This is a genomic window from Streptomyces sp. NPDC058457 (assembly GCF_042720695.1).
Lineage (GTDB): Bacteria > Actinomycetota > Actinomycetes > Streptomycetales > Streptomycetaceae > Streptomyces.
The window spans coordinates 64,763-90,511 of record NZ_JBHXLU010000016.1 but is presented as its reverse complement, the minus strand read 5'-3'; the positions used below and the strand labels follow the sequence as shown (position 1 = coordinate 90,511).

19 protein-coding genes are annotated in these 25,749 nt (G+C 70.8%); 12 read left to right on the top strand and 7 right to left on the bottom strand.

Annotation, left to right across the window (positions count from 1 at the left end):
• Positions 1-119 precede the first annotated feature (119 nt).
• On the bottom strand, positions 120-1,292 hold the full coding sequence (locus tag ACFWPS_RS15910; protein ID WP_383705267.1) for a serpin family protein: 1,173 nt from the start codon (positions 1,290-1,292) through the stop codon (positions 120-122).
• Complete coding sequence (locus ACFWPS_RS15905; RefSeq protein ID WP_383705265.1) at positions 1,289-2,494, bottom strand: serpin family protein; 1,206 nt, start codon at positions 2,492-2,494, stop codon at positions 1,289-1,291. Before ACFWPS_RS15905 ends, ACFWPS_RS15910 begins: the two co-directional genes overlap by 4 nt.
• 100 nt (positions 2,495-2,594) lie before the next feature.
• Here ACFWPS_RS15905 and ACFWPS_RS15900 point away from each other — a divergent pair, with 100 nt between their 5' ends.
• From ACFWPS_RS15900 to ACFWPS_RS15875, 6 genes are all read left to right on the top strand, one after another.
• Positions 2,595-3,812 (top strand): DUF4190 domain-containing protein, encoded by a 1,218-nt coding sequence (locus ACFWPS_RS15900; protein WP_383705263.1) that lies wholly within the window; start codon positions 2,595-2,597, stop codon positions 3,810-3,812.
• A gap of 147 nt (positions 3,813-3,959) precedes the next feature.
• Positions 3,960-4,712 (top strand): GntR family transcriptional regulator, encoded by a 753-nt coding sequence (locus tag ACFWPS_RS15895; RefSeq protein WP_383705261.1) that lies wholly within the window; start codon positions 3,960-3,962, stop codon positions 4,710-4,712.
• A gap of 329 nt (positions 4,713-5,041) precedes the next feature.
• On the top strand, positions 5,042-5,239 hold the full coding sequence (locus ACFWPS_RS15890; protein WP_089098990.1) for an SPOR domain-containing protein: 198 nt from the start codon (positions 5,042-5,044) through the stop codon (positions 5,237-5,239).
• 21 nt (positions 5,240-5,260) lie between these two features.
• On the top strand, positions 5,261-5,668 hold the full coding sequence (locus tag ACFWPS_RS15885) for a (deoxy)nucleoside triphosphate pyrophosphohydrolase (RefSeq protein ID WP_383705259.1): 408 nt from the start codon (positions 5,261-5,263) through the stop codon (positions 5,666-5,668).
• A 397-nt stretch (positions 5,669-6,065) separates the two neighbouring features.
• Complete coding sequence (locus tag ACFWPS_RS15880) at positions 6,066-6,473, top strand: ATP-binding protein (protein ID WP_383705257.1); 408 nt, start codon at positions 6,066-6,068, stop codon at positions 6,471-6,473.
• Positions 6,474-6,732: 259 nt separating this feature from the next.
• A complete protein-coding gene (locus ACFWPS_RS15875) occupies positions 6,733-9,324 on the top strand; it encodes a SpoIIE family protein phosphatase (protein WP_383705255.1) in 2,592 nt (863 codons plus the stop codon).
• 253 nt (positions 9,325-9,577) lie between these two features.
• Here the strand turns inward: ACFWPS_RS15875 and ACFWPS_RS15870 are convergent, their stop codons facing one another.
• Positions 9,578-11,059: a hypothetical protein gene (locus ACFWPS_RS15870; RefSeq protein ID WP_383705253.1), complete on the bottom strand. Its 1,482-nt coding sequence runs from the start codon at positions 11,057-11,059 to the stop codon at positions 9,578-9,580.
• 82 nt (positions 11,060-11,141) lie between these two features.
• Between ACFWPS_RS15870 and ACFWPS_RS15865 the strand changes: the two genes are divergently transcribed.
• Together ACFWPS_RS15865 and ACFWPS_RS15860 are read left to right on the top strand one after the other, a co-directional pair.
• On the top strand, positions 11,142-12,449 hold the full coding sequence (locus ACFWPS_RS15865; RefSeq protein WP_383705251.1) for a hypothetical protein: 1,308 nt from the start codon (positions 11,142-11,144) through the stop codon (positions 12,447-12,449).
• Entirely contained in the window at positions 12,446-13,435 is a 990-nt protein-coding gene (locus ACFWPS_RS15860; RefSeq protein WP_383705248.1) for a phosphotransferase family protein, read from the top strand. Before ACFWPS_RS15865 ends, ACFWPS_RS15860 begins: the two co-directional genes overlap by 4 nt.
• Here the strand turns inward: ACFWPS_RS15860 and ACFWPS_RS15855 are convergent.
• Genes ACFWPS_RS15855 through ACFWPS_RS15840 form a run of 4 tightly spaced genes read right to left on the bottom strand, consistent with a single transcriptional unit; the run spans position 13,410 to position 17,274 of the window.
• Entirely contained in the window at positions 13,410-14,186 is a 777-nt protein-coding gene (locus ACFWPS_RS15855) for a succinate dehydrogenase/fumarate reductase iron-sulfur subunit (RefSeq protein ID WP_217557259.1), read from the bottom strand. The two genes, ACFWPS_RS15860 and ACFWPS_RS15855, sit on opposite strands and share 26 nt — an antisense overlap.
• Positions 14,183-16,114: a fumarate reductase/succinate dehydrogenase flavoprotein subunit gene (locus tag ACFWPS_RS15850; protein WP_383705246.1), complete on the bottom strand. Its 1,932-nt coding sequence runs from the start codon at positions 16,112-16,114 to the stop codon at positions 14,183-14,185. The genes ACFWPS_RS15855 and ACFWPS_RS15850 overlap by 4 nt, the downstream gene beginning before the upstream one ends.
• Positions 16,114-16,935 (bottom strand): hypothetical protein, encoded by an 822-nt coding sequence (locus ACFWPS_RS15845; RefSeq protein ID WP_383705244.1) that lies wholly within the window; start codon positions 16,933-16,935, stop codon positions 16,114-16,116. The genes ACFWPS_RS15850 and ACFWPS_RS15845 overlap by 1 nt, the downstream gene beginning before the upstream one ends.
• Positions 16,936-16,983: 48 nt before the next feature.
• On the bottom strand, positions 16,984-17,274 hold the full coding sequence (locus tag ACFWPS_RS15840; RefSeq protein WP_351489927.1) for a hypothetical protein: 291 nt from the start codon (positions 17,272-17,274) through the stop codon (positions 16,984-16,986).
• A 343-nt stretch (positions 17,275-17,617) separates the two neighbouring features.
• Between ACFWPS_RS15840 and ACFWPS_RS15835 the strand changes: the two genes are divergently transcribed.
• From ACFWPS_RS15835 to ACFWPS_RS15820, 4 genes are all read left to right on the top strand, one after another.
• Positions 17,618-19,852 carry an ABC transporter family substrate-binding protein gene (locus tag ACFWPS_RS15835; protein WP_383705242.1) on the top strand — a complete coding sequence of 745 codons (2,235 nt, stop codon included), beginning with the start codon at positions 17,618-17,620 and terminating at the stop codon, positions 19,850-19,852.
• Positions 19,853-20,114: 262 nt separating this feature from the next.
• A complete protein-coding gene (gene typA, locus ACFWPS_RS15830; protein ID WP_383705240.1) occupies positions 20,115-22,022 on the top strand; it encodes a translational GTPase TypA in 1,908 nt (635 codons plus the stop codon).
• Between the two features lie 717 nt (positions 22,023-22,739).
• The gene (locus ACFWPS_RS15825; RefSeq protein WP_383705238.1) at positions 22,740-23,774 is read left to right on the top strand and encodes an ABC transporter permease; all 1,035 of its coding nucleotides are present in this window, start codon (positions 22,740-22,742) and stop codon (positions 23,772-23,774) included.
• Positions 23,775-23,861: 87 nt separating this feature from the next.
• Complete coding sequence (locus ACFWPS_RS15820; protein WP_383705237.1) at positions 23,862-25,664, top strand: ABC transporter substrate-binding protein; 1,803 nt, start codon at positions 23,862-23,864, stop codon at positions 25,662-25,664.
• Positions 25,665-25,749 lie beyond the last annotated feature (85 nt).

Genomic DNA, 25,749 nt, shown 5'->3' with positions numbered 1-25,749 from the left:
ATATGCGGCTCCGCCGCGTGGGCGCGACCAGCTGAGCGCCCCGTAAGGGGCGCGGGGAACTGCGCGAGCAACCCCCACGCACCCGCGGCCGAACGACCGCGGCCCGTCCGGCAGGGCGCTCAGCTCACGACCGTCGGCTCCGTCACCCACCCCGCCGCCAGCACCAGCCGGCTCTCCCGGTGCACGGCGAGGAAGCCGAACGGCCGGTCGAAGGCGGCCCGCACCACCGTGGACTCGTGCCGGTACCGCGGCGGCCCGCCGCCCGGCGCCGCCACCACGGCAGTGACCGCGGCGGCCCGGAAGCCCAGCGGCCCGAACTCCGCGACCGCGGACTGCCCGGCCGCCCCGATGGCGAGCGGCGCGGCGCTGATCCCGGGGAAGTGCCCCTCGCGGGCGTCCGCGGCCGTGGAGAGCCCGAACAGCCCGTGGAGCTGGAGCAGGTCGTGGTCGGCGCGGACCGCGAAACCAGGGGTGGTCACATCGAGCCGGATCGGGTCCGGGGCCACGGACGGCTGCCGCTCCACGACCACACCCGGCCCCGCGGGCCCGTAGGGGAGCTGTCCGCCGGTCGTCACCGGCAGGGCGCGCTCCAGGACGCCGATGCCCGTGTGCAGCACCTGTCCGGGAGCCATCCCCTCCGTGCCGAGCACCAGGTGCACGTCGAGGCGGTTGTCCCCGAGGACCTTCAGCGTGGTGACGTGGCCGTCCGGGCCCGCGGCCACGCCGATCCGGTCCAGGCGGACGCTGTTGCGCTGCAGACCGGCCAGCGTACGGCCCTGCCAGGGCCCGGAGCCGGGCCGCAGCACGGTCTCCCGGAACGGCTGCTGCCAGTCCGTGCGCAGCGCCAGCGCGGTCGCCAGCACCATCCGGGCGCCCTCGGCCGGCCGGACCGGCATCCGCTCGACCAGCCCCTCGGTGCGCTTCGCCGCCCACGCGTCCAGCGCCTCCTGGGCGGCCGCCGGATCGGCGTCGAGCAACCCGTGCGCGTCGGCGGGCAGCCCCGCCGCCCACTGCTCGCGCAGCTCCAGCGCCCGGTCGGTCCACAGCCCCAGAGCGGACCCGACGCCTGGCATCGAGTCGAGCCCCGTGAGTAACTCCCGCGCACCGGCGGCGGCCTGGTCGGCTTGCATCCCCACGGCCCGGGTCAGTTCGTCCCGGGCCGGGCCCGCGGCGCCGTCGGCGAGGAAGGCCAGCAGCGGCCAGACACCGGCGGCCGAGAAGACCGTGCCCTGTCTGGTCTGCCGCGCCCAGCGTGCGGTGAGCGCGTTGACGGCGCGGACGGTGTCGTTCATTCGTCGTGCTCCCATGGGTACTCGGGGAAGGGCAGGGGATCCGTCACCCAGCCCGCCGCGAGGACGAGCCGGGAGTGCCGGTGCAGGGCGAGGAAGCCGAAGGGACGGTCGAAGGCGGCGCTGATCCGGGTGGTGACGTGACGCCGCTCGGGCGGGGCTCCTGCCGCGACCATCCCGAACGCCGTCACCGCAGCCGCCTCGAAGCCCAGCGCACCGAATCTCGCCATGACGGCCTGCTCGGCCGACCCGACGGCCAGCGGGAAGGCGCTGATCCCGGGGAAGTGCCCCTGATCCGCGTCCCTCGCCGTCGTGAGCCCGAACAGCCGGTGCAGCGCGAGCAGATCGTGGCCCGCCGTCAGGTCATACGCCGCCGTCGTCACGTCGAGCCGCGGCGGCTGCGGTCTCTCACACCGCACCCTTTCCACGCTCAGCCCCGGTCCGGGCGCCCCGTAGGGGAGCCGACCGCCCGGCACCACCGGGTGCGCGCCGCCCAGGATGCCGACGCCCGCCCCCAGCACCTGCCCCGGTGTCATCCGCTCCTCGCCGAGCAGCAGGTGGACGTCGAGGGCGTTGTCGCCCAGGACCTTCAGCGTGGTGACGCAGCCGTCCGGGGTGTCGGCCACCCCGATCCGGTCCAGCAGCACGCTGGTGCGGCGCAGGCCGAGCCGGTCGACGGCGGCCCAGGGCTGGTACGCCGTCTCCAGTGGCAGCTCCTCGAAGGGCGCGAGCCAGCGCGTGCGCATCGCCAGTGCACCGGCCAGCACCAACTCCGTGTCCTCGCGGACCTCGACCGGCATCCGGGCGACGAGCCCGCCGGTGCGCCGCACGGCCCAGGCGTCCAGCGCCGCGCGGTCCGCCGCCGCGTCCCCGGTGAGCACCCCGTGCGTCCCGGCGGGCAGCCCCGCCGTCCATTCCTCCCGCAGCTCCAGGGTCCGCCCGGTCCACAGGCCCACCGCGGTGTCCAGGCCGCGCATGCCCGCCATCGCGCCGAGCAACTCCCGTGCCGCGCCCGCCGCCTCGTCCGCCGGCAGGCCCAGCGCGTCCGCCAGCTCGCCGCGTGCCCTGCCGTCCGCGGCGTCCGCCAGGAAGGCCAGCAGCGGCCACACCCCGGCCGCCGAGAAGACCGTGCCGCCCTCCGACGCGGCCGCCCAGCGCGCGGTCAGGCCGTTCACCGCGCGCACGGCCGCCTTCCCCACCCTCATTCCGCCCCCGTTCACGGCGCGCTTACGATGCGCGCAGTCGTACGTCAGTCCAGCCGTCCGTTTCCACGCGGCCCGACGCCCCCTCAGGAGCACGGTACCGGTGTCCATACCTCCGCCCCCCGGCCCCCACCAGCCACAAGGGCCCTACCAACCGCCCCAGTCGGGCCAGCCGCAGTACCCGCAGTACCCGCAGGGACCGTACGGGCAGCAGCCGCCGTACCCCGGGCCGTACCAGCCCTGGGGGCAGGGCTACGGCCCCTACGCCGCCCAGCCGCCCGTCAACGGGCTCGCCATCGCCTCCCTCGTGCTCGGGCTGCTGTGCTGTCTGCCGGGGGTGGGGCTGGTGCTGGGGCTGATCGGGCTGAGCCAGATCCGCAAGCGCGGTGAGCGCGGCAAGGCGATGGCGGTCATCGGGTCGGTGTTCTCCTCGGTCGGGCTCGCCCTGTGGGTGCTGCTGCTGGCCACCGGCGGGGCGGGCGAGTTCTGGGACGGCGTCAAGGAGGGCGTGAACGACAGCTCCAGCCTCTCCCTCTCGACCGGCGACTGCTTCGACACCCCCGACGGCACGCTCACCGGCGACCTGGTCTCCGACGTCACCGTCGTGGACTGCGAGAGGGCGCACGACGGCGAGGTCTTCGCCACCTACAAGCTCAAGGGCTCGTCCTACCCGGGTGACGACAGCGTCGGCGACTCCGCCGACCAGCGCTGCTACGCCCTGGAGGACGGCTACGCGATGGACGGCTGGGCGATCCCGGGCGACGTCGACGTGTACTACTTCACGCCCAGCGAGGACAGCTGGGGCTACGGAGACCGGGAGGTCGCCTGCGTCTTCGGCAACACCTCCGAGGGCAAGACCCTGACCGGCTCGCTGCGCAACGACGAGAGTGTGCTGGACGCCGACCAGGTCGCCTACCTCGACGCCGCGCACGTCCTCAACTCCGCTCTCGGCACCGTCCCCGAGGCCGAGTACGTCGAGGACGACCTGCCCGGCTACCGGCAGTGGGCGGACCGGGTGACCACGGCGATCGGCAAGCAGACCGCGATGCTGCGCGCGCACGGCTGGGGCCCGGACGCGAAGCAGCCGGTGAACGACCTGGTCGCGGACCTCGACCGGGCGAAGGCGGAGTGGGCGAAGGCCGCCAAGGCCACGGACGCGGACACGTACTACGCCCCCTACGACAAGGGTTCGGCGCTGCTCGACCCGAAGCGGACCGTCACCGCGCGCAAGGCTCTGGGCCTCGCCACGACCCCGCCCTCGTACGACGACGGGGGCGCCGGCTCCGGCAGCGGAGGAAGTGGCTCCGGCCTGGAGGTGTGATCGCGGCCATAGCGGGGAGAAAGTGCCTGCGTAAAGCCTCCCCCCGCCGCATGTCATCACATCGAGTGATTCTCTGGCCTTTGCTTGCACCGCTCAACCCACGGTTGCCACGCTGTTGCTGTCTGTACAACCTGATGGGAGCGGCTAGTGACTTTCGGTGAGCAGCCGGCGTATCTGCGTGTCGCGGGTGATCTCCGCAAGAAGATCGTCGACGGTTCGCTGCCGCCTCACACCCGGCTGCCCTCCCAGGCCCGCATTCGTGAGGAGTACGGCGTCTCGGACACGGTCGCCCTGGAGGCCCGCAAGGTGCTGATGGCCGAGGGGCTGGTCGAGGGCCGCTCCGGCTCCGGGACCTATGTGCGCGAGCGGCCCGTGCCCCGGCGGGTGGCCCGCTCCGGGTTCCGCCCGGTCGGCGGTGCCACCCCGTTCCGGCAGGAGCAGTCCGACGCGGCCGCGCGCGGCACCTGGGAGTCCAGCAGCGAGCAGGCCGAGGCCGGCGCCGCGATCGCCGACCGGCTCGGCATCCACCTCGGCGACCGCGTGATGCGCACCCGGTACCTGTTCCGGGACGCGGGCGATCCGATGATGCTCTCCACCTCCTGGGAGCCCCTCGCCGTCACCGGCCGCACCCCCGTGATGCTGCCCGAGGAGGGCCCGCTCGGCGGGATGGGCGTGGTCGAGCGGATGCGCGCCATCGACGTCGTCGTGGACAACGTCACCGAGGAGGTCGGCGCCCGCCCCGGTCTCGCCGAGGAACTGCTCACCCTGGGCGGGGTCCCCGGCCATGTCGTCCTGGTGATCCAGCGGACGTACTACGCCTCCGGCCGCCCGGTGGAGACCGCCGACGTCGTCATCCCCGCCGACCGCTACCGGGCCTCCTACCATCTGCCGGTGAAGTAGCGCGGGTACCACCTCTGCGTGAAGTAGCGCACACCCTTGCGATGGTTGACGTCTTCACCACTCGGGTCCCGACCTGCGCCCCGGCGCTGGAATCCGGCCGTTCTCCCAGGTGGCCCCGGCTGTCCCCGGCATGCCCGCGACCCGAAGTGTGAGGCGCGCGAACGGCGCATTCGGCACCGTGCGCCCCCACCGTTCTGGCTGGTTGCGTACCTCTTTGTGAAAAGGCGTATTCGCTGCGTAAAGGTTAGGCGTACGCTCGGGCATATGCGGAGTGCGGTTTCCTTAGCGGGGCGGGGATGGATGGGAGCCGGGAGATGCGGAGGGGCGCGATGACGGAAGGCACGGTCTCTCTCCCCTGGCTCGTCATACGGCAGGACGACAACGGCAATCGCTACCGGGTCGGCCGGTACGCGACCCGGGCCGAGGCGCAGAAGATCGCCGACAGTCTCGACGACCGCGGACACAAGCAGCTCTACTGGGTCGAGCGCATCGGCCACAGCAACGGGGACGGGGCCAGCCGGAACTGACCCTCCCGTAGGCTCCGGCCCATGAGCGAACGGATCGTGGTGGTCGGAGCCGCCCTGCTCGACGCGGGCCGCCTTCTCGCGGCCCGCCGCAGCGCACCCCCCGAGCTGGCCGGCCGCTGGGAGCTCCCCGGCGGCAAGGTCGAGCCCGACGAGACCCCCGAGCACGCCCTGGTGCGCGAACTGCGCGAGGAGTTGGGCGTCGAGGCGGAGACGCTGACCCGGGTGCCGGGGGAGTGGCCCCTGCGGGAGCCGTACGTCCTCCAGGTGTGGACAGCCCGTCTGCACCCCACCTCGCCCGCCCCCAAGCCCCTCCAGGACCACGACGAACTGCGCTGGCTGACACCGGAGGAGCTCTGGACGGTGCCCTGGCTGGACCAGGACGTACCGGCGGTGCGCGAGGTGGCGGCGATGGTGGGACACGGGGCGTAGCCCCGGTTCCACCAGGGGCGCGGGGCTGCATTGGATTTGCGGCTGCCGCCGCGTGGGCGCGACTAGCCGATCGAGTCTGGGGCGCAGCCCCGACGAGTAGGGGCGCGGGGCTGTACTGAATATGCGGCTGCCGCCGCGCGGGCGCGACAGGCCGACTGAGTCCGGGGCGCAGCCCCGACGAATAGGGGCGCGGGGAACTGCGCGACAAGCCACAACGTACCCGCAGTCGCCCGACATCCGTGCCTCCCGAGCTCATGGGCGCACGGCCCCCAGCGTAAGCCGTTCGCACCACAGCGCGCCCTCCCGTGCGGTACTGCCCCCCGGTAATCGGGTATGTGCCCATTAACCCCACGAAACCGGACAGGGGCGGGCTCGCAGCCAGGAAAGCGACTGGGAAGTGATCGGTGTGATCGACACCGAAGGTGACACCGCCGAGTGGACCTTTCCCGCGGAACCGGGCGCCGTGCGCACCGCCCGGACCGCGGTCCGTGACCAACTGCGCGGCTGGGGCCTCGACACCCTCGCCGACATCACCGCCCTGCTGGTCAGCGAGCTGGTCACCAACTCGCTGCGGCATGCCACGGGCCCCATCGGCGTCCGCCTGGTGCGGCCCGCCGACCTCGGCGACACGCTCCGCGTCGAGGTATCGGACCCGCTCCCGGACCCGCCGCGCGAACGCGCCGTCGGCCCCGACGACGAGAACGGCCGCGGCCTGCAGCTCGTCGCCGGCTCCTCGCGCAGCTGGGGTACCCGGCCCGGAGACAACGGAAAGACGGTCTGGTTCGAGCTGGCCGTACCCGGGTGAACGGGGTGAACAGGGTGTACACGCGGTGCTACGCCGTCCACCCGCGAGAGTGGCTGATCAACACGTGCCGGAGTACGTGATTCGACGGCGTGTTCCCTGGTTAGAAGACTGGAAGTGTTGTCACGGTCCGGTCCGGAAATCGTCGGGACCGTGCTGTGATCGTGAACACCGTGTCAGGCGGCGCCGTAGTGCTGGATACTGCGGGCAGCCGCACCCGGTGACCGGTGCCGGACGCGGTGAGCTGGAGGGGACGGTTCGCGTGAGCGAGATACCAGCTAAGGCCACGGAGTCCGAGGACCCGTCGGACGGCGCGAGGGCGGGGACCGCGGAGACAGCCGCGGCGGCCCCTGGCGACGCCATGTGGCAGAGCAGCCCGCCCGGCTCGATCTACGACTACATCAAGGTCGCCTCGTTCTCCATCGGCGCCGGCGGCCTGGTCGACCAGTGGAGCCTGCGCGCCGAGCAGATCTTCGGCATCCCCGCCGAGCGCGCGGTCGGCATGGACCCCATCGAGGCGTTCATAGACCCGGACCTGCGCGCACGCGGCCAGCGGAAGATGGCCGAGATCCTGGACGGGCGGGAGTGGACCGGCGTGGTCCCGTTCCGGATGCCCGACACGGTGGACGGCGAGCGCGGCGAAGAGGGCATCGCCGAGGTCTACGTCATGCCCACCCGCACCGCCGAGGGCGAGAACGCGGCCGTGTGCATCGTGGTCGACGTCCGCACCCTACGCAGCATCGAGACCGACCTCGCGGCCTCGCAGTCGATATTCGGTCAATCTCCGTTCGGCTTCCTGCTGATCGACACCGACCTGCGGATCCGCCGCGCCAACGTACGGTTCTCGTCCATCTTCGGCGGCAGCCCCGACGACCACCGCGGCAAGGGCGTCCACGACTACCTGCCGCGCTCCGAGGCCGAGCGGGTCGCGGCCACCCTGCGCCGGGTCCTGGAGAGCGGCAACTCCATCACGGACATGCACGTGACGGGCTTCGTGCCGGGCTCCGAGGAGCGCCGGCACTGGTCCATCAACCTCTACCGCGTGCACAGCGGCACCGGCCGCCCCATCGGCATCGCCTGGCTCGGCCTGGACATCACCGCCCGCCGTGCCGCCGCCCGCGAGGCCGCCGCCGCCCGGCGGAATCTCGCCCTCCTCAACGAGGCCGGCGCCCGCATCGGCAACTCCCTCGACCTGGAGACCACCGCCCGCGAACTTCTCGACGTGGTCGTGCCCGGCTTCTGCGACCTCGCCACCGTCGACCTCTACCAGGGCCTGCTGGCCGGCGACGAGACCCCGCCGGGCCTCGCCGACGGCAGCGCCGAGCTGCGCCGGGTCGCCTTCGCCAGCGCGGTCTCCGACGCCCCCTTCGTGGGCGGCGGCGTCCCGGTGGCCGTCGGCGCGGTCCACCACTACCCCTTCAACTCCCCCTGCGCGGACGCCCTGCGCACCGCCCGCCCGCAGCACGTGCCCGCCGAGGACGGCGGCCTCGTCCAGTCCACCCTGGCCGTGCCCATGGTCGCCCACGACACGGTCGTCGGCCTCGCCCAGTTCGCCCGCACCAAGGGCAGCGAGCCGTTCGGCGACCGCGACCGGGACCTCGCCGTGGAGCTGGCCGCCCGCGCCGCCGTCTGCATCGACAACGCCCGCCTCTACCGGCGCGAGCACGAACGCGCGTTGATACTGCAACGGTCCCTGCTCCCGCCCGGCGACCCGGAGGCCTCGGGCCTGGACATCGCCTGCCGTTACCTGCCCGGCAACGCGGCCACCGAGGTCGGCGGCGACTGGTTCGACGTCATCGAACTCCCCGGCCACCGCACGGCGCTGGTGGTGGGTGACGTGATGGGCCGGGGTCTACGCGCGGCGGTCGCGATGGGCGAACTCCGCACGGCGGTCCGCACCCTGGCCCTGCTCGACCTCGAACCGGCCGAAGTCCTCTCCGCGCTGGACGAGATCGCCCGCGGCCTCGGCACCCCCGGCGGCGTCCAGCAGGCCACCCGCACCGCCCGCCAGCCCCGCGACGCCGACCTCTCCGAGGTCTATCTCGCGACCTGTGTGTACGCCGTCTACGACTCCGTCACCCGGCGCTGTACGTTCGCCAACGCCGGGCACCTGCCCCCGGTCCTGGTCGAACCCGGCGAGGACGCCCTGATGCTCGACGTCCCGCCCGGTATGCCGCTCGGCGTCGGCGGCGAGCCCTTCGAGGAGGTCGAGGTCGAACTCCCCGAGGGCGCGTTGCTGGCGCTGTACACCGACGGCCTGGTCGAGTCCCGCGACCACCCCCTGGACGAGGGCCTCCAGGCGTTCGTCGGCGCCCTCACCGACCCTTCCCAGCCCCTGGAGGACGTCTGCGACCACGTCCTCAACACCCTCGACACGCACCACGGCGAGGACGACATCGCGCTGTTGATGGCACGTGTCCAGGGGCTGCCGGCCGAGTCGGTCGGCGACTGGGCGCTGCCGCGCGAGCCGCGCAGTGTGGGCCGCGCCCGTGAGTACGCGCGCGGCCAGCTGGTCACGTGGGGCCTGGAGCCGCTGGTCGACACGGCGGAGCTGCTCGTCAGCGAGCTGGTCACGAACGCCCTGCGGTACGGCGAGGGCGAGATAAGGCTACGGCTGCTGCTCGACCGCACGCTGGTGTGCGAGGTGTGGGACTCGGGCCTGGTCCAGCCGAGGCGCCGTAGGGCGCGGGACACCGACGAGGGCGGGCGTGGACTGCAACTGGTCGGTCTGCTCAGCGCGGCGTGGGGCTCGCGCCGGACGCCGCGCGGGAAGACGGTGTGGTTCGAACTCCCGCTGCCGGACGGCGAGACGGGGCTGACCGACCCTGCGGAGGCGCTGCTCAGCCTGTTCTGAGGAGGGGCCCTCCGGCCGGTGGTTCGGCGCGGCGCGGTGGGGGCTGGTCGCGCAGTTCCCCGCGCCCCTTTGGGGCGCGTTGTCGTGGACGTCAGCCGTAGCGCCCCGTCAGGGGCGCGGGGCTGTGCCCGATATGCGGCTCCGCCGCGTGAGCGCGACCAGCCGCAGCGCCCCGTAGGGGCGCGGGGAACTGCGCGACCAGCCCCCACGCGCCCGCAGCTGCCCGGCACCCGTCCTGGCACCCCCTGACGCGCTACCCCAGCCTCCCTCGGCTCTCCGGCCCCCCGAAGGCCACCACCGGCCCCCCGTCCCCCTCCTCACCCAGCAGCACACCCCCGAGCACCGCCCCGGCCACCCCACTCCCGTGCGCGGCCTCCCCGGCGAACGGGTTCCCGTGCGCCCGTACATCCCGCTCCGCCAGCTCCCGCGCCTTCCGTGCGAGCCTGTCGGCGTCCGCTGGCGCCGCCCGCCCCGCCGCCGCCAGCAGTGCCCGCGCCTCCACCCCCACCGCCGCCCGATGCGTCCCGACGAAGTCGTCCGCCGCCCCCAGCGCATTCCGCGCCACCAGCCCCGCCCCCGCCGCGATCACCCCGGACCGCCCGCCCCCCGTCCCCTCCACCGCCCGCACGACCCGGCGCAGGGCGTCCAGCGGGTCGTGCGGCCCACCGGTCATCTCCTCCCGCACGGCGGCCAGCACGGCGTCGGCATGTGCCAGCCGCGGCGGCAGGGCCGTCCCCCGCAGGCCCGTCAGCTCCGCCTCCGCGCCCGTCAGGGCGGCCGGCAACAGCCCCGCCGCCGTCCGCAGCTCCCGCACCAGCCGTTCCACCCCGCCCAGCAGCACCCCGGCCTGCGCCACGGCCCCCTCGGCGGCCCGCACCCCGCGCCGGGACCCGTCGCCGTCGCCCGAATCGGCGTCCTGGCGGGCCCGGTTGAGCCGCGAGGTCGCGAACACCAGCCGGTCCTTGGCCTGTTCCACGTATCCGACCACGGAGGCGACCGCCGTCGCGCCGTACCGCTCACCCCCCTCGGCCAGCGTGCCCGCCACCCCGCCGGTCCGCCCCGCCAGCTCCCGGAACCGCCCCTCGGCCACCGCCAGCGCATTCCCCGTGTCCCACTCGGCGTCGAACTCCGCCGTCGCCGCGTCCAGTTGCCGCCCCGCCTCCGCGCACCGCCCTATCACCCCCACCAGTGCCTGACGCCGGCCGGCGTCCTCCGCCGGTACCCCCTCCTCGTACCGCCGCCATATCGCGAACGCGGCCGCCAGCTCGGTCTCGGCCACCCGCAGGGCCCGTACGACGGACTCGCCCCCGTCGACGTACCCGAGCGCCTCCCGGCTGGTGCGTACGCAGTCGTCGGCGAGGACCAGGGAGGCGCGGGCCTGCCGCTCGACGTCGACGGGCGACGGAGTCGGCGGGGCGGGGGACAGGATCCCCGGCGTGGTGCGGGAGCGGGCCCGCCGTATCCGGCGTACGTATCCGTAGCCGCCCAGGGCGCCGGCGGCCGCGACGGCGACGAGCGGCAGGACGTAGTCGGTGGCCGACGCGCCGTCCGCCGCCCGGGCCGCGGCGACCGTGCCGCCACCCGTCACGGGAACCGGATCTTGAGTGACGCTCGTCATCACCGGCAACACCAGCCAGACCACCCCGGCCACCCCGCCCAGCACCGCATGCCCCACCCGCACACCTATGTGCCCGGTGGCATGCCTCGGCCGACCCCGGATCAAGGATGACGTCACATTTCGGAGCGTATGGGCAGCTAGTCGGCTTCGCGACCGGGGCGGAGACAGCCGGGGGACAACGAGAAGAGGGGGACAGAACATGAAACGGAGCCCAAACCCGGAGCGAGACCCCACAACCACCGACGAACCGAACTCCGCCCAGGACCCGCCCACAGCCGCAGACACACCGGAACCCCGACCGACACCACCCGCCCCCACCGACGAACCACCCCCTGCACAGGCATCACCCGCGCCCGCCACCGACCAGGGCGCCGCGCAGGCGTCACCCGCGCCCGCCTCCGGACCGCACTCCGTGCAGGTCTCACCCGCAGTCGCCGACGCGTCTGCACCCCCACAGGGGCCACCCGCAGGCGGCGACGAGAGTCGCACGGGTTGGGCGGGTGGGAGGAAGATCTGGAGATGGGGTCGGCGTCTGGGGCTCGGTGCCGTTCTGGTGTTGCTGGTCCCCCTTCTCATCGCCGAGACCGCCCTCCGCATCAACTACACCGGCGACCCGAAGGCCGGTACGTACAGCAGGAGCCGGGACGCCCTCTGGCTCGGTCACGCCTGGGTCGACGGTCGTAGGACCGACGCCGACGTCACCGCCCTCGCCGCCCGGCTCGCGGACACCGGCATACGCGACCTCTACTTCCATGCCGGACCACTTGAGCACAACGGCACGCTGCCCAAATCGGCCTATCCCAAGGCTCGTTGGCTGATAACAGCCGTGCATCAAAAAGCCCCCGGCGTCCGGGTGCAGGCCTGGCTCGGCGACGAGGTCGCGCCCGAGAAGCCGTACGCCATGCATCTGGAGAAGAGAGGGACGCGGGACGCCGTCGTCGATTCGACGCGGCAGGTCGTCGGCGCCGGGTTCGACGGGGTCCACTTCGACCTGGAGCCCCTGCACTCCGGCGACCGGAACTACCTCGCCCTCCTCGACGCCCTGCGCCCCGCAACCCCGCTGCTCTCCGTCGCCGCACACCAGATCGACCCGCTCCCGGCCTTTCACTCCTTCTGGGGTACTGTCACCGGTCATCCCAAATGGTGGTCACAGGAGTATTTCGGGCAAGTCGCTCGTCGGGTGGATCAGATCGCGGTGATGTCGTACGACACCATGCAGCCCCTGCAGAGCCTGTACGGCGGCTATGTCGCCCAGCAGACGAGCCTCGCGCTGGAGGTCACGCCCAGTTCGACCGACCTCCTCATGGGGCTGCCCTTCTACCACGAGAACCGGTTCGGGCACTGGGCGCACGCCGAGACCGTGCCGGCGGCCGTGCGCGGGGTTCGGCTGGGACTGTCACGCACGGACGCGGATCGCGCTAACTTCGGCGTCGCCCTGTACGTCGACTTCGCCGCCACCGAGGATGACTGGACCTCTTATCGGAAGGACTGGGTTCGTACGCCATGACTACCGCTCGTGCCCACCTCACCCGTGACGACCTCGCGTCGCTCTCCCGCGAGGCCCTCGGCCGTGCCCCCGCCGCGGTCACCCGGCTGCGCGGCGGGAGCAAGAAAGGCGTCTACCGGCTCGCCCTCGACAACGGTCGCAGCGCGATCGCGTACGTCTGGTCTCCGGAGGAGGACTACTGGGGGCCCGCCGACGTGGACATCCGCGACCCGTTCGCGCACGCCTCCGGTCTCGGCCTGTTCCTGTCCGCCCACGACCTGCTGACCGAACTCGGCGTGCGCACCCCGCGCCTGCTCTTCGCCGACGAGGACGCCGAACACCTGCCTGCCTACGCCGCGGTCGTCGAGGACGTCCGCGGCGGCAGCCTGGAGGTGCTGCTGCGCAGCGACCCGGGCGCCGCACGGGTGCCGCTGGCCCGGCTGGCGGGGACCCTCGGCGTGCTCCGCGAACGCGTCTCCGCCGGGTACGGCAAGGCCGCCCTGGTGGAGGAGGGCGGAAAGCCGCTCGGCAACTCCTGCGAACAGGTCGTCGCGGACCGCGCGATGCGCGACATCGCGGAGGTGGCCGAGCGGGACCCCCGGGTGCGCGAGGTACGGCAGGCGCTGGCCGAGCGGGTGCACGAGCTCTACGACGCGGTCGAACCGCGCGACCACGCCTCCCTCGTGCACGGCGAACTCGGCCCGGACCACGTCCTGGTGACCGAGGAGGGCGATCCCGCGCTCATCGACATCGAAGGCCTGATGTACTTCGACGCCGAATGGGAGCACGTCTTCCTCGACCTGCGCTTCGGGCCCGCCTACGACTTGCTGCGCACCGCCGACCTGGACGAGGACCGGACGGCCCTGTACCGCCTTGCGATGCACCTCAACCTCGTCGCCGGGCCGCTCAGGCTGCTGGACGGCGACTTCCCGGAGCGCGAACCGATGCGGGACATCGCCGAGTCCAACCTCCGGCAGGTGCTCAGCCTCCTGCGGGGCGCCTCCTGATCTTCGAGCCGAGCCACACGAGGGGGTCGTACTTGCGGTCGACCGCCCGCTCCTTCAAGGGGATCAGGGCGTTGTCCGTGATGTGGATGCCCTCCGGGCAGACCTCCGTGCAGCACTTGGTGATGTTGCAGTAGCCGAGACCGTGTTCGTCCTGGGCCGTGCGCTTGCGGTCCAGGCCGGACGTCTCCGCCGCGTCCAGCGGGTGCATGTCCAGTTCGGCGACCCGCATGAGGAAACGGGGACCGGCGAAGGCCGTCTTGTTCTCCTCGTGGTCGCGGACGACGTGGCAGGTGTCCTGGCACAGGAAGCACTCGATGCACTTGCGGAACTCCTGCGACCGGTCCACGTCCTCCTGGTACATGCGGTACTCGCCGGGGCCGAGGTCGGCGGGCGGTACGAAGGACGGGACCTCCCTGGCCTTCTGGTAGTTGAAGCCGACGTCCGTGACCAGGTCGCGGATCACCGGGAAGGCGCGCAGCGGGGTGACCGTGATGGTCTCGTCCTGTTCGAAGACGGACATGCGGGTCATGCACAGCAGGCGCGGGCGGCCGTTGATCTCCGCCGAGCACGAACCGCACTTGCCCGCCTTGCAGTTCCAGCGGACGGCCAGGTCGGCGGCCTGGGTGGCCTGGATGCGGTGGATGATGTCCAGGACCACCTCGCCGTCGTTCACCTCGACCTTGAAGTCCTCCAGGCCGCCGCCCTCGACGTCGCCCCGCCACACCCGGAAGTGGGCTGTGTAGCCGCTCATTCGTACAGCTCCTCTTCGGCGAGGTACTTGACCAGCTCCTCCTTCTCGAAGAGGGCGAGCAGGTCGGCTCGGATGGGGTCGGTGGTCTCACGGGTGAGGTCGATCTGGCCGTGCTCCGGGTCGGTGGCGGCCAGTCCGCCGGTGGGGTCGGTCAGCCGGCAGAGCAGGTTGACCGGGCGCCACCGGCGGTCCATGACCGGGTGGTCCTCGCGGGTGTGGCCGCCGCGCGACTCGGTGCGCTCAAGGGCCGCCCGGGCCACGCACTCGCTGACCAGCAGCATGTTCCGCAGGTCCAGGGCGAGGTGCCAGCCCGGGTTGAACTGCCGGTGCCCCTCCACCCCGGCCCGGCGCGCCCGTACCCGCAGCTCGGCGAGGTTCTCCAGGGCCTGCTCCATCTCGCCCTCCCGGCGGATGATGCCGACCAGGTCGTTCATGGACTGCTGGAGCGCCTGGTGGAGGGTGTACGGGTTCTCCGGCGGGCCGGAGTCCGGCTCCTGGCCCTCGGCGGAGAAGGGCCGCAGCGCCTCGGCCGCCGCCGCGTCGATCTGCTCGTCGTCCACTTCCGGCCGGGCGTCCAGGTCCGCCGCGTGGTCGGCCGCGTGCCAGCCCGCCCGGCGTCCGAACACCAGCAGGTCGGAGAGCGAGTTGCCGCCGAGCCGGTTGGAGCCGTGCATCCCGCCGGCCACCTCACCGGCCGCGAACAGCCCCGGCACCCCACGGGCGGCGGCGGTGTCGGAGTCCACCGCGACCCCGCCCATCACGTAGTGGCAGGTCGGCCCGACCTCCATCGCCTCCGCCGTGATGTCGACGTCCGCCAGCTCCTTGAACTGGTGGTACATGGACGGCAGCCGGCGCCGGATCACCTCGGCCGGCATCCGCGTCGACACGTCGAGGAAGACCCCTCCGTGCGGGGAGCCGCGGCCCGCCTTCACCTCGGAGTTGATCGCACGGGCGACCTCGTCGCGGGGGAGCAGCTCCGGGGGACGCCGGTTGTGGTCCGGGTCCTCGTACCAGCGGTCGCCCTCCTCCTCGGACTCGGCGTACTTCTCCTTGAAGACGTCCGGGACGTAGTCGAACATGAACCGCTTGCCCTCGGAGTTGCGCAGCACCCCTCCGTCGCCGCGCACCGACTCCGTGACCAGGATCCCCTTCACCGACGGCGGCCAGACCATGCCGGTCGGGTGGAACTGCACGAACTCCATGTTGAGCAGCGGCGCCCCGGCCAGCAGGGCCAGCGCGTGCCCGTCACCCGTGTACTCCCACGAGTTCGACGTCACCTTGAACGACTTGCCGATGCCCCCGGTCGCGATGACGACGGCGGGTGCTTCGAGGACGAAGAAACGGCCGGTCTCCCGCTCGTACGCGAAGACCCCGGAGACCCTCGTGCCGTCCTTGAGGATCCGGGTGACCGTGCACTCCTGGAAGACCTTGAGCCGGGACTCGTAGTCGCCGGTCTCCTTCCTGTCCTCCTGCTGGAGCGAGACGATCTTCTGTTGCAGCGTCCGGATCAGTTCGAGTCCCGTGCGGTCGCCGACGTGCGCCAGGCGCGGGTACTCGTGGCCGCCGAAGTTGCGCTGGGAGATCTTTCCTTCCTTCGTGCGGTCGAAGAGGGCGCCCCAGGTCTCCAGTTCCCAGACCCGGTCCGGGGCCTCCTTGGCGTGCAGTTCGGCCATCCGCCACTGGTTGAGGAACTTGCCGCCGCGCAGGGTGTCGCGGAAGTGCACCTGCCAGTTGTCGTGCTCGTTGACGTTGGCCATGGCCGCCGCGATGCCGCCCTCGGCCATCACCGTGTGCGCCTTGCCGAACAGCGACTTGCAGATCACCGCCGTACGGGCGCCCCGCTCGCGCGCCTCGATCGCGGCCCGCAGTCCGGCCCCGCCGGCGCCGACGACCACGACGTCCCACTGCTGCCGCTCCACCGCTGCCATCAGAAAAACCTCGGATCGTCGAAGACACCGGACGCGAGCAGATAGACGTAGAAGTCGGCGAGCGCCACGCTCACCAACGACGCCCAGGCGAGCTGCATGTGCCGGTCGTTGAGCCTGCCCACGAACTGCCATGCCTTGTAGCGCACGGGGTGTTTGGAGAAGTGCTTGAGCTTGCCGCCGACGATGTGCCGGCAGGAGTGGCAGGACAGCGTGTACGCCCAGATCAGCACGATGTTGACCAGGAAGACGAGGGTGCCGAGGCCCATGTGGCCCCAGTTCTCGTGCGTGTCCCGGAACGACAGGACGGTGTCGTAGGTCAGCACGCCGGCGACCAGCAGGGCGAAGTAGAAGAAGTACCGGTGGACGTTCTGCAGGATCAGCGGGAAGCGGGTCTCACCGGTGTACTTCGCGTGCGGCTCGGCCACCGCGCAGGCCGGCGGGGACGCCCAGAAGCTGCGGTAGTACGCCTTGCGGTAGTAGTAGCAGGTCAGGCGGAAGCCCAGCGGGAAGATCAGGATGATGATCGCCGGGGAGATCGCCCACCAGCTGCCGAAGAGGTCGGCGTTCGGGCCGGACGGCATGGTCTTGCAGTTCTCGGCCAGACACGGCGAGTAGAACGGCGAGACGTACGGCGCCGAGTAGTAGTGCGCGTTCGAGAAGGCCCGCCACGTCGAGTAGACGACGAACGCGAACAGACCGGCCGCGGTGACGGCGGGTGCCAGCCACCAGCGGTCGGTCCGCAGGTGCGGGGCGGAGATCGCGGCGCGCGTACGGGTGCGTACGCCGCCGCTGTTCTGATGTGGTTCCGTACCAGTGGCCAACGGATGACTCCGGTCGGGTCGGGGGTCGGGTCCCTGCGGGCGGCGCTCCTACGGGGCGTGCCGGTCGCGGGCGCCGAGACCCTCGTCGTCCGTGTCCGTCCACAGGTTGATGTCGTACGGATCGTCGGAGATGGTCACGAGCTCGGGGCGTTTGCCCGGGGCGCCGGTGTTGGCCGCCTCCCGCAGCAGTGCCACGCTCTCGCGCAGGTGATCGGCGTCGGATCGGACGCGGCGCATCTCCAGTCCGCCGCTCCCGAGCTGCTGCTCCAGGCGGCCGACGGACCGGTTCAGGTCTTCTAGGCAACGCTGGACTGACGTCAGGTCGTCGTGCACGGACATGACGTGACCTCACTTCCGCGGACTTCGTGGTCCAAGGCGGCAACGTTCATGCGCCTGCGAGTGTTGCGCGTCACACCTACTGATGTGAAGCCATGTGCAGCGATTGGCGGATTGCGCGCCTCCGTCGCACGCCCGCACGCGCTCTGTGTGCGCCGGGGAGGAGCACGGCATTGGGCCGCACGGGTGGCCTTTGGCAGCCCCCGCCGCCGTGTCGTCCCCGGCCGACGGACCCCGTCCATTTCAGTGGGGTCCGTACTTCTGACGTACATGTGATCAACTCCAAAATACCCCCAAACGTGAACAGACCCCACCCGTGGTACCGGGCCACACGGAGGTAGCAGAGATGTCTCACCGCGGAGTCGGCGCCGGACAGCGCCCCGTAGGGGCGCGGGGCGTTCTTGAATTTGCGGCTACCGCCGCGCGGGCGCGACCAGCCACAGCAGCGCCGCAGACACACGACGGCGTTACCCCGCGGCGCTACCAGCGAAGCCTCGCGTTCCTCGCCGCGGGCGCCCTCGCCGTCCCCCTGCTCGCCGGCTGCGGCTCCGACGACGAGGGCAGCAAGCCGCTGGCCGGGCAGGACATCGTGCCGGTCGCCCGGGACGCGGTCGCCGAGGGCGGCACCCTGAAGATCGCCGTGGACGCCGTACCGGAGACCCTCAACACCTTCCAGGCCGACGCCGACGCGGGCACCACCCGGGTCGCCCAGGCCGTCCTGCCGTCGATGTTCACCATCGACGCCACCGGGAAGCCGGTCCGCAACCCCGACTACCTGGAGTCCGCGAAGGTCATCGAGACCGAGCCCCGCCAGGTCGTCCTGTACAAGCTCGACCAGCAGGCCGTCTGGAGCGACGGCCGGGAGATCGGCGCCGCCGACTTCGCCGCCCAGTGGCGCGCCCTGTCCGGCAAGGACTCCGCCTACTGGACCGCCCGCAACGCCGGCTACGACCGCATCGCCCAGATCGAGCGCGGTGCCAACGACCTGGAGGTCCGGGTCACCTTCGACCGGCCGTACGCCGACTGGAAGTCGCTGTTCTCGCCGCTGTACCCGAAGGACGTCATGGGCACCCCGGACGCCTTCAACGACGGCGCCCGCCGCAAGCTCGCCGTCACCGCGGGCCCCTTCCGGGTCGACAAGGTCGACACCGCCAAGAAGGACGTCGTCCTCACCCGCAACCCGCGCTGGTGGGGCCGCCCCGCCAAGCTCGACGAGATCGACCTGCACGCCGTGGACCGCGAGAAGCGGGCGTCCGCGCTCGCCGCCGGCACGGTCGACGTCGCCGACATCGACGCCTCCGAGGCCGAGCGGATCAGCATCGCCGGCCGCGAGAAGGGCACCGGGCTGCCGCTGCAGGGCGCCGGGAAGACCTCCGCGAAGAAGCTGCGGTCCTGGGCGCTGACCCTCGGCATGGACGAGGAGAAGCTCCCCGACGGGCCGAAGAAGCTCCGCAGGAGCATCGCCAAGTGGCTGGAGCAGCAGCACGAGCTGCGCGACTTCGAGGTCCGCAAGTCGCTGGAGCCCGCCTTCACCCAGCTCGCCCTCAACGGTTCCGAGGGCCCGCTCGCCGACGAGCGGGTGCGCCGGGCCGTGGCCCGCGCGCTCGACCGCAAGGCGCTCGCCAAGCTGGTGCTCACCCCGCTGGGGCTGCCCGCGGTGCCGGTCGGCAGCCATGTCGCGCTGTCCGGGCAGGCCGCCTACACCGACGGCAGCGGGGCCGTCGGCGACCTGGACGCCCACGAGGCGCAGGCGCTGCTCGCCGACGCGGGCTGGGTGGCCGGCGGGCCGATCAAGACCGGCGGCAAGGCGGCAGGCGCGGAGGACGAGAAGAAGAAGGGCGACAAGGGCGACGAGTCGGACGGCGGGCACGACGGGCAGTACATCGTCGGGGAGGACGACAAGGCCCACGACAAGGACACCCGCGACCACCAGAAGGACCACGCCCACGGGGCGCCCGGGGCGTACGCGCCGAAGGGCACGGCGGCGCCCAGGGGCGCGGGGGCGCCGGCCGGGCCGCTGGCCAAGGACGGCAAGGCGCTCTCACTGCGGTTCGTGCTGCCGTCGGGGCCGGGCTCGGAGACGCTCCAGACGGTCGCCGACCGGATCTCGAAGATGCTGGACAAGGTGGGCATCGTGACCGAGATCAAGAAGGTCTCGGACGACAGCTACTTCAAGGACCACATCGCGTCCGGGCAGTACGACCTCGCGCTGTACTCGTGGCCGTCGTCCGCGTTCCCGGCGACGGACGCCCGGCCGATCTACGCGAAGCCGGTGGTGGCGGCCGACGGGTCGCTGAACGTCGAGCAGAACTACACGCGGGTCGGCACCGACCAGGTGGACCAGCTCTTCGACCAGGCGCTCGGCACGCTGGACGAGGACGAGGCGGACGGGCTGCTGCGCAAGGCGGACTCCAGGATCTGGGCGGCGGCCGGGTCGCTGCCGCTGTACCAGCGGCCACAGATCGTGGGCGCGCGCAAGGACCTGGTGAACGTGGGCGCCTTCGGCTTCCAGACGCCGGTCTACCAGGACATGGGCTTCCTGAAGAAGGGCGCGAAGGTGTCGCCGAGCCCGAGCAAGTGAGTGACCGCCGTGGGCAGGCGTTCCGCAGGGCGATGGGGGCGCCCCCGCGCGAGCGAAGCCGAGCGTGGGGGAGGGTGGGCACGGCGAGCAGCGCCGGGTACGCAGAAAACCAAGCTGAAGTGCACTGACGTATCCCGGCGCGCCTTAGTGGCAGCGGCCCCGTACCATGGGGTGAGGCCGTGGCGTGTTCAGCCCGGCAGGGTCCGCGTAACACCGACGTACGCGCAGGCCCCTTCCTCACACTCCGGGAGTACGCCGCACTATGGCCACGCGCCACGACATCCGCAACGTCGCCATCGTCGCCCACGTCGACCACGGCAAGACGACCCTCGTCGACGCCATGCTGAAGCAGGCCGGTGCCTTCGCTGCGCACGCCGCCGAGTCGCTCGACGACCGAATGATGGACTCAAACGACCTGGAGCGTGAGAAGGGCATCACGATCCTGGCCAAGAACACGGCCGTGAAGTACCACCCCAAGGATGGCGGCGACGTCATCACCATCAACATCATCGACACCCCGGGCCACGCCGACTTCGGTGGCGAGGTCGAGCGCGGTCTGTCGATGGTGGACGCGGTGGTGCTGCTGGTCGACGCCTCCGAGGGCCCGCTGCCGCAGACCCGCTTCGTGCTGCGCAAGGCGCTCCAGCAGCGGCTGCCGGTCATCCTGTGCATCAACAAGACCGACCGTCCGGACTCCAGGATCGACGAGGTCGTCAACGAGACCTACGACCTCTTCCTGGACCTGGACGCGGACGAGGAGCAGATCGAGTTCCCGATCGTCTACGCGTGTGCGCGGGACGGCGTGGCCTCGCTGACCAAGCCCGAGGACGGCACCGTCCCGCAGGACAGCGACAGCCTGGAGCCGTTCTTCTCCACCATCCTGTCCCACGTCCCGGCCCCGCAGTACGACGAGGAGGCCCCGCTCCAGGCACACGTCACCAACCTGGACGCCGACAACTTCCTCGGCCGTATCGCGCTGCTCCGCGTCGAGCAGGGCGAGCTGCGCAAGGGCCAGACCGTCACCTGGATCAAGCGTGACGGCACGATGTCCAACGTGCGCATCACCGAGCTCCTGATGACCGAGGCGCTCACCCGCAAGCCCGCCGAGATGGCCGGCCCGGGCGACATCTGTGCCGTCGCCGGTATCTCGGACATCATGATCGGCGAGACCCTCGCCGACCCCGAGAACCCGATCCCGCTGCCGCTGATCACGGTCGACGAGCCGGCGATCTCGATGACCATCGGTACGAACACCTCGCCGCTGGTCGGCCGTGGCGGTACCGGCAAGGGTGCCGACAACAAGGCCGCGGTCAAGGACCGCAAGGTCACCGCCCGCCAGGTCAAGGACCGCCTCGACCGCGAGCTGGTCGGTAACGTCTCCCTCCGGGTGCTCGACACCGAGCGTCCGGACGCCTGGGAGGTCCAGGGCCGTGGTGAGCTGGCGCTCGCCATCCTGGTCGAGCAGATGCGCCGTGAGGGCTTCGAGCTGACCATCGGCAAGCCGCAGGTCGTCACGAAGCAGGTGGACGGCAAGACGTACGAGCCGGTCGAGCGCATGACGATCGACGTGCCCGAGGAGCACATGGGCGCCGTCACGCAGCTCATGGGCGTCCGCAAGGGCCGGATGGACAACATGTCCAACCACGGCTCGGGCTGGGTCCGCATGGAGTTCGTGGTGCCGTCCCGCGGTCTCATCGGCTTCCGGACCGAGTTCCTGACGCAGACGCGCGGCACGGGTATCGGACACTCCATCCACGAGGGGCACGAGCCCTGGTTCGGCGCCCTCCAGACCCGTAACAACGGTTCGCTGGTCGCCGACCGCGCCGGTGCCGTCACCGCGTTCGCGATGACGAACCTCCAGGAGCGCGGTGTGCTCTTCACCGACCCCGGCACCGAGGTGTACGAGGGCATGATCGTCGGCGAGAACTCGCGCTCCGACGACATGGACGTGAACATCACCAAGGAGAAGAAGCTCACGAACATGCGGTCTTCGTCGGCCGACTCGTTCGAGGCGATCGTGCCGCCGCGCAAGCTCTCGCTGGAGCAGTCGCTGGAGTTCTGCCGTGACGACGAGTGCGTCGAGGTGACCCCGGAGGCCGTTCGCATCCGCAAGGTGAACCTGGACGCCCGCGAGCGGGCCCGCGCCGCCAGCCGCGCCAAGCACGGCTGATCGCAGGGCGATCGCAGGACATCCGAGCCCGGGTGCCCCCATGATGGGGGTGCCCGGGTTTTTCGCAACCCTTTTTCGGTGGGGCGGGACTCGGCCAACTTCGAGCCCTTGTCCGAAATGCGGAGATCCTCGCCCGATAGCCATGTAACAAGTCCGTTTCGCGGCCTTCTCCCGTCGAACACTTTGTCCATTTTTCGGAAGAACTACGTGCCAGCTGTGACTGAATTGAGATTTAAAGACAGTGGTCGGCACCTGGCTCATGGCAGATAGTTAGCCGCGTAGCGCTCGGGTCAATGGGTCTCGCGTTGTGGGGACAGCGCCCGACTCACGAGCACCAGGGGGTGTCTGACCCTCCGTCAGGGGTGTCGGAGGGTATGGACGGAAGCCTCCTGTTGGTGAACACGTGAAGTCATGAGGAGAAGTCCCATGTGCAGTGTCACAGGCACCAGGTGGGTTCCATCGTCCGTTCCATCTGTTCCGTCCGTGTCGTCCGTTCCGTCCGGCCGCCCTCGCTCGTCCGGCGGTTCGTCCTGAAGCAGTGGTCGGCCGTGTAGCGCCGTCGTTCGCCTACGCGCGTCCGGCTGCGGCATTTCCGCTCACCGCGGGGATGTCCTGACGCTTCATCGGATCACACCGCTCATCGGATCACGCCTCGGTGGCCGCGCGCCCGCGCCGGTCGCCGGTTCGGCACACCCATACCTGTGAATTGGACGAACTGTGACAAGTCCTACGGACATTGAGGGCGGCGGAAGGTCGGCCGTCGTGGACGGCGGACCCCAGCCCGACACGAACACCGGGACGGTGAAGGTCGAGGGCCGGTCGCCGGGCCAGCTGATGTGGATACGCTTCAAGCGCGACCGCACCGGTGTCATCTCCGCCTACGTCGTGGGCTTCTTCTTCCTGATCGCCCTGCTCGCCCCGCTCATCTCGAAGCTGTACGGCAAGAACCCGTACACCGTGTACGCGGACGAACGACCCGAGCTCTTCGACAGCGCGGGCGTGCCGGTCCAGCCCAACGGCGGCATCAGCAGCGAGTTCTGGTTCGGCCTCGAACCGGGCAACGGCTACGACGTGTTCACGAAGCTGATCTACGGGATCCGCACGTCACTGTTCATCTCCCTCGCGGTGACCGTCGCGGTGGTCCTCACCGGCATCCTCCTCGGCGTCACGGCCGGCTACCTCGGTGGCAGGACCGACTACTGGATCGGCCGGCTGATCGACTTCCTGCTCGCCTTCCCCTCGCAGCTGTTCTTCATCGCCAGCATGCCGGTCGTGGTCTCCCTCTTCGTCAGCCCGCGTGACGAGACCCCGACCTATGTGCGCGTGGTCGCGCTGATCGTCGTCCAGTGGGTGCTCGGCTGGATGAGCCTCGCCCGCATCCTGCGCGGCACGACGCTGTCCATCAGGGAACGCGAGTTCATCGAGGCGGCCCGGGTCAGCGGAGCGTCCCCCTGGCGGATCATCCGCAGGGAGATCCTGCCCAACGTGGTCACACCCCTGCTGGTGCAGGCCACCTACCTGCTGCCGAGCTTCGTGACCATCGAGGCGGGCCTGTCCTTCCTGGGTGTCGGCGTGGTCGAACCGACCCCCGACTGGGGCCAGATGTTCTCCAAGGCATCGACCGAACTCGTTCTGCAGAACGACATCACCTACATGTTCTTCCCCGGCGTCTCGATGATCATCTTCATCGTGGCCTTCAACCTGCTCGGGGACTCGGTCCGCGACGCCTTCGACCCCAAGACGGCGCGCTGACCCAGGGATTGGGCGTCCTCGCCCGGATACCGCACGGCAATTCCCGTTTGTGTACCGGTGACACGGAGATAGGTGGAAATTTCAGTGATGAGTAGGGGCGGACGCCACGCATACACGGCGGTCTCAGTGCTCGCGGCCGGAGCTCTCGTGCTCACCGCTTGCAGCAAGGGGGGCAGCGATGCGAGCGACAACAACAAGCAGGACCAGAAGAACGCCAAGGCACAGCAGGCGGCCATCAAGTTCGGCGACGCTGCGGACTCCACGGGGCCCGCGAAGGCGGTGCCGGGTGCGAAGACCGGCGGCAAGCTGGAGGTCCTCCAGCGGGACAGCTACGCGCACCTCGACCCGGCCCAGATCTACGTCTCCGACGAGGGTTCCCTGGCGACGCTGCTCCACAGAGGCCTGACCGGCTACAAGTCGACCGACGACAAGGGCGTGGGCCACGAGGTCGTCGGTGACCTCGCCACCGACTCCGGTACCACCACCGACGGCGGCAAGACCTGGAAGTACACCCTCAAGGACGGCATCAAGTTCGCCGACGGCACGCCGATCACGTCGGCGGACTTCCGGCAGACCTTCGAGCGTCTCTTCGCGTCCTTCGTCAACCAGGGCCCGACCTACCTCCAGCAGTGGCTGGCCGACACCACGGGCGCCGACTACCGCAAGCTGCTGCCGGACGGCCCGTACAAGGGCAAGCACCTGCCGGACAGCGTCCTGGAGACGCCCGACTCCAAGACCATCGTCTTCCACTTCAAGACGGCCCACCCGGACCTGCCCTACGCCCTCGCGATGGCGGGCTACGCGGTGGTGTCCAAGAAGGGCGACACCCAGGCGAAGTACGACAAGAACCCGGTCACGAGCGGCCCCTACAAGATCCAGTCGTTCAAGTCCGGCAAGTCGATGGTTCTCGTCAAGAACACCAACTGGGACCCGAAGACGGACCCGATCCGCAACCAGTACGTCGACGAGATGGACTTCACCTTCAACCAGCAGTTCGAGACGTCCACGAAGGCGCTGCTCGCGGACAGCGGCACCGACCAGACCGGCGTCAGCTTCAACAACCAGGTCGACGCGGGCAACCTGTCCAAGGTCCTCAGCGACTCGACCCTCAAGGCCCGTACGGTCGCCGGCTACCAGCCGTACGTGGGCCAGATGAACATCAACATGAACCACATCAAGGACAAGAAGATCCGTGAGGCCATCGCGTACGCGCTGCCCATCACGCCGTTCATCCGCGCCTACGGCGGCAACGACGCCATGGAGGTCGCCGGCGGTCTGATCTCCCCGACCGTCACCGGGTACGACTCCTCCTTCGACCCGTTCGGCAAGAAGGCGAAGCCCGCGGGTGACCCCGCCAAGGCCAAGAAGCTCCTCCAGGAGGCCGGCAAGGTCGGCATGAAGCTGACCTTCGGCTACATCAACACCCCGGAGGGCCAGCAGTACTCCACAGCCATGGCGGCGGGCCTGGAGAAGGCCGGCTTCAACGTCCAGCGCCAGGAGATCCCGGCCGAGACGTACTACGACCAGATCGGCAAGGTCGACAACAACTACGACATCTACCACACCGCGTGGGGCGCCGACTGGCCGTCCGCCTCGACCGTGATCCCGCCGCTGTACGACGGCCGGGCGATCGCCGACGGTTCGCCGAACTACTCGCACGTCAACGACCCCAAGGTCAACAGCGACATCGACGCCGCCAACGCGCTCACCGACCCGGCCAAGTCGGCCGCGGCCTGGGAGAAGATCGACAAGTACCTGCTCACCGATGTCGTCAACGCCGTTCCGACCGCGTACTACAAGCAGGTCCAGATCGCCGGTTCCAAGGTCGGCGGCCTCGTCTACGACAACGTGATCGGCGGCATCGACCCGCGTCGCCTCTACATCAAGTAACCGCCGCCTTCGGTCCGGTACCCGGTACGTCCGTCCGCCCCGCGCGGGTCACGGCGTACCGGGTACCGCCCGGCCAGTCGACGCG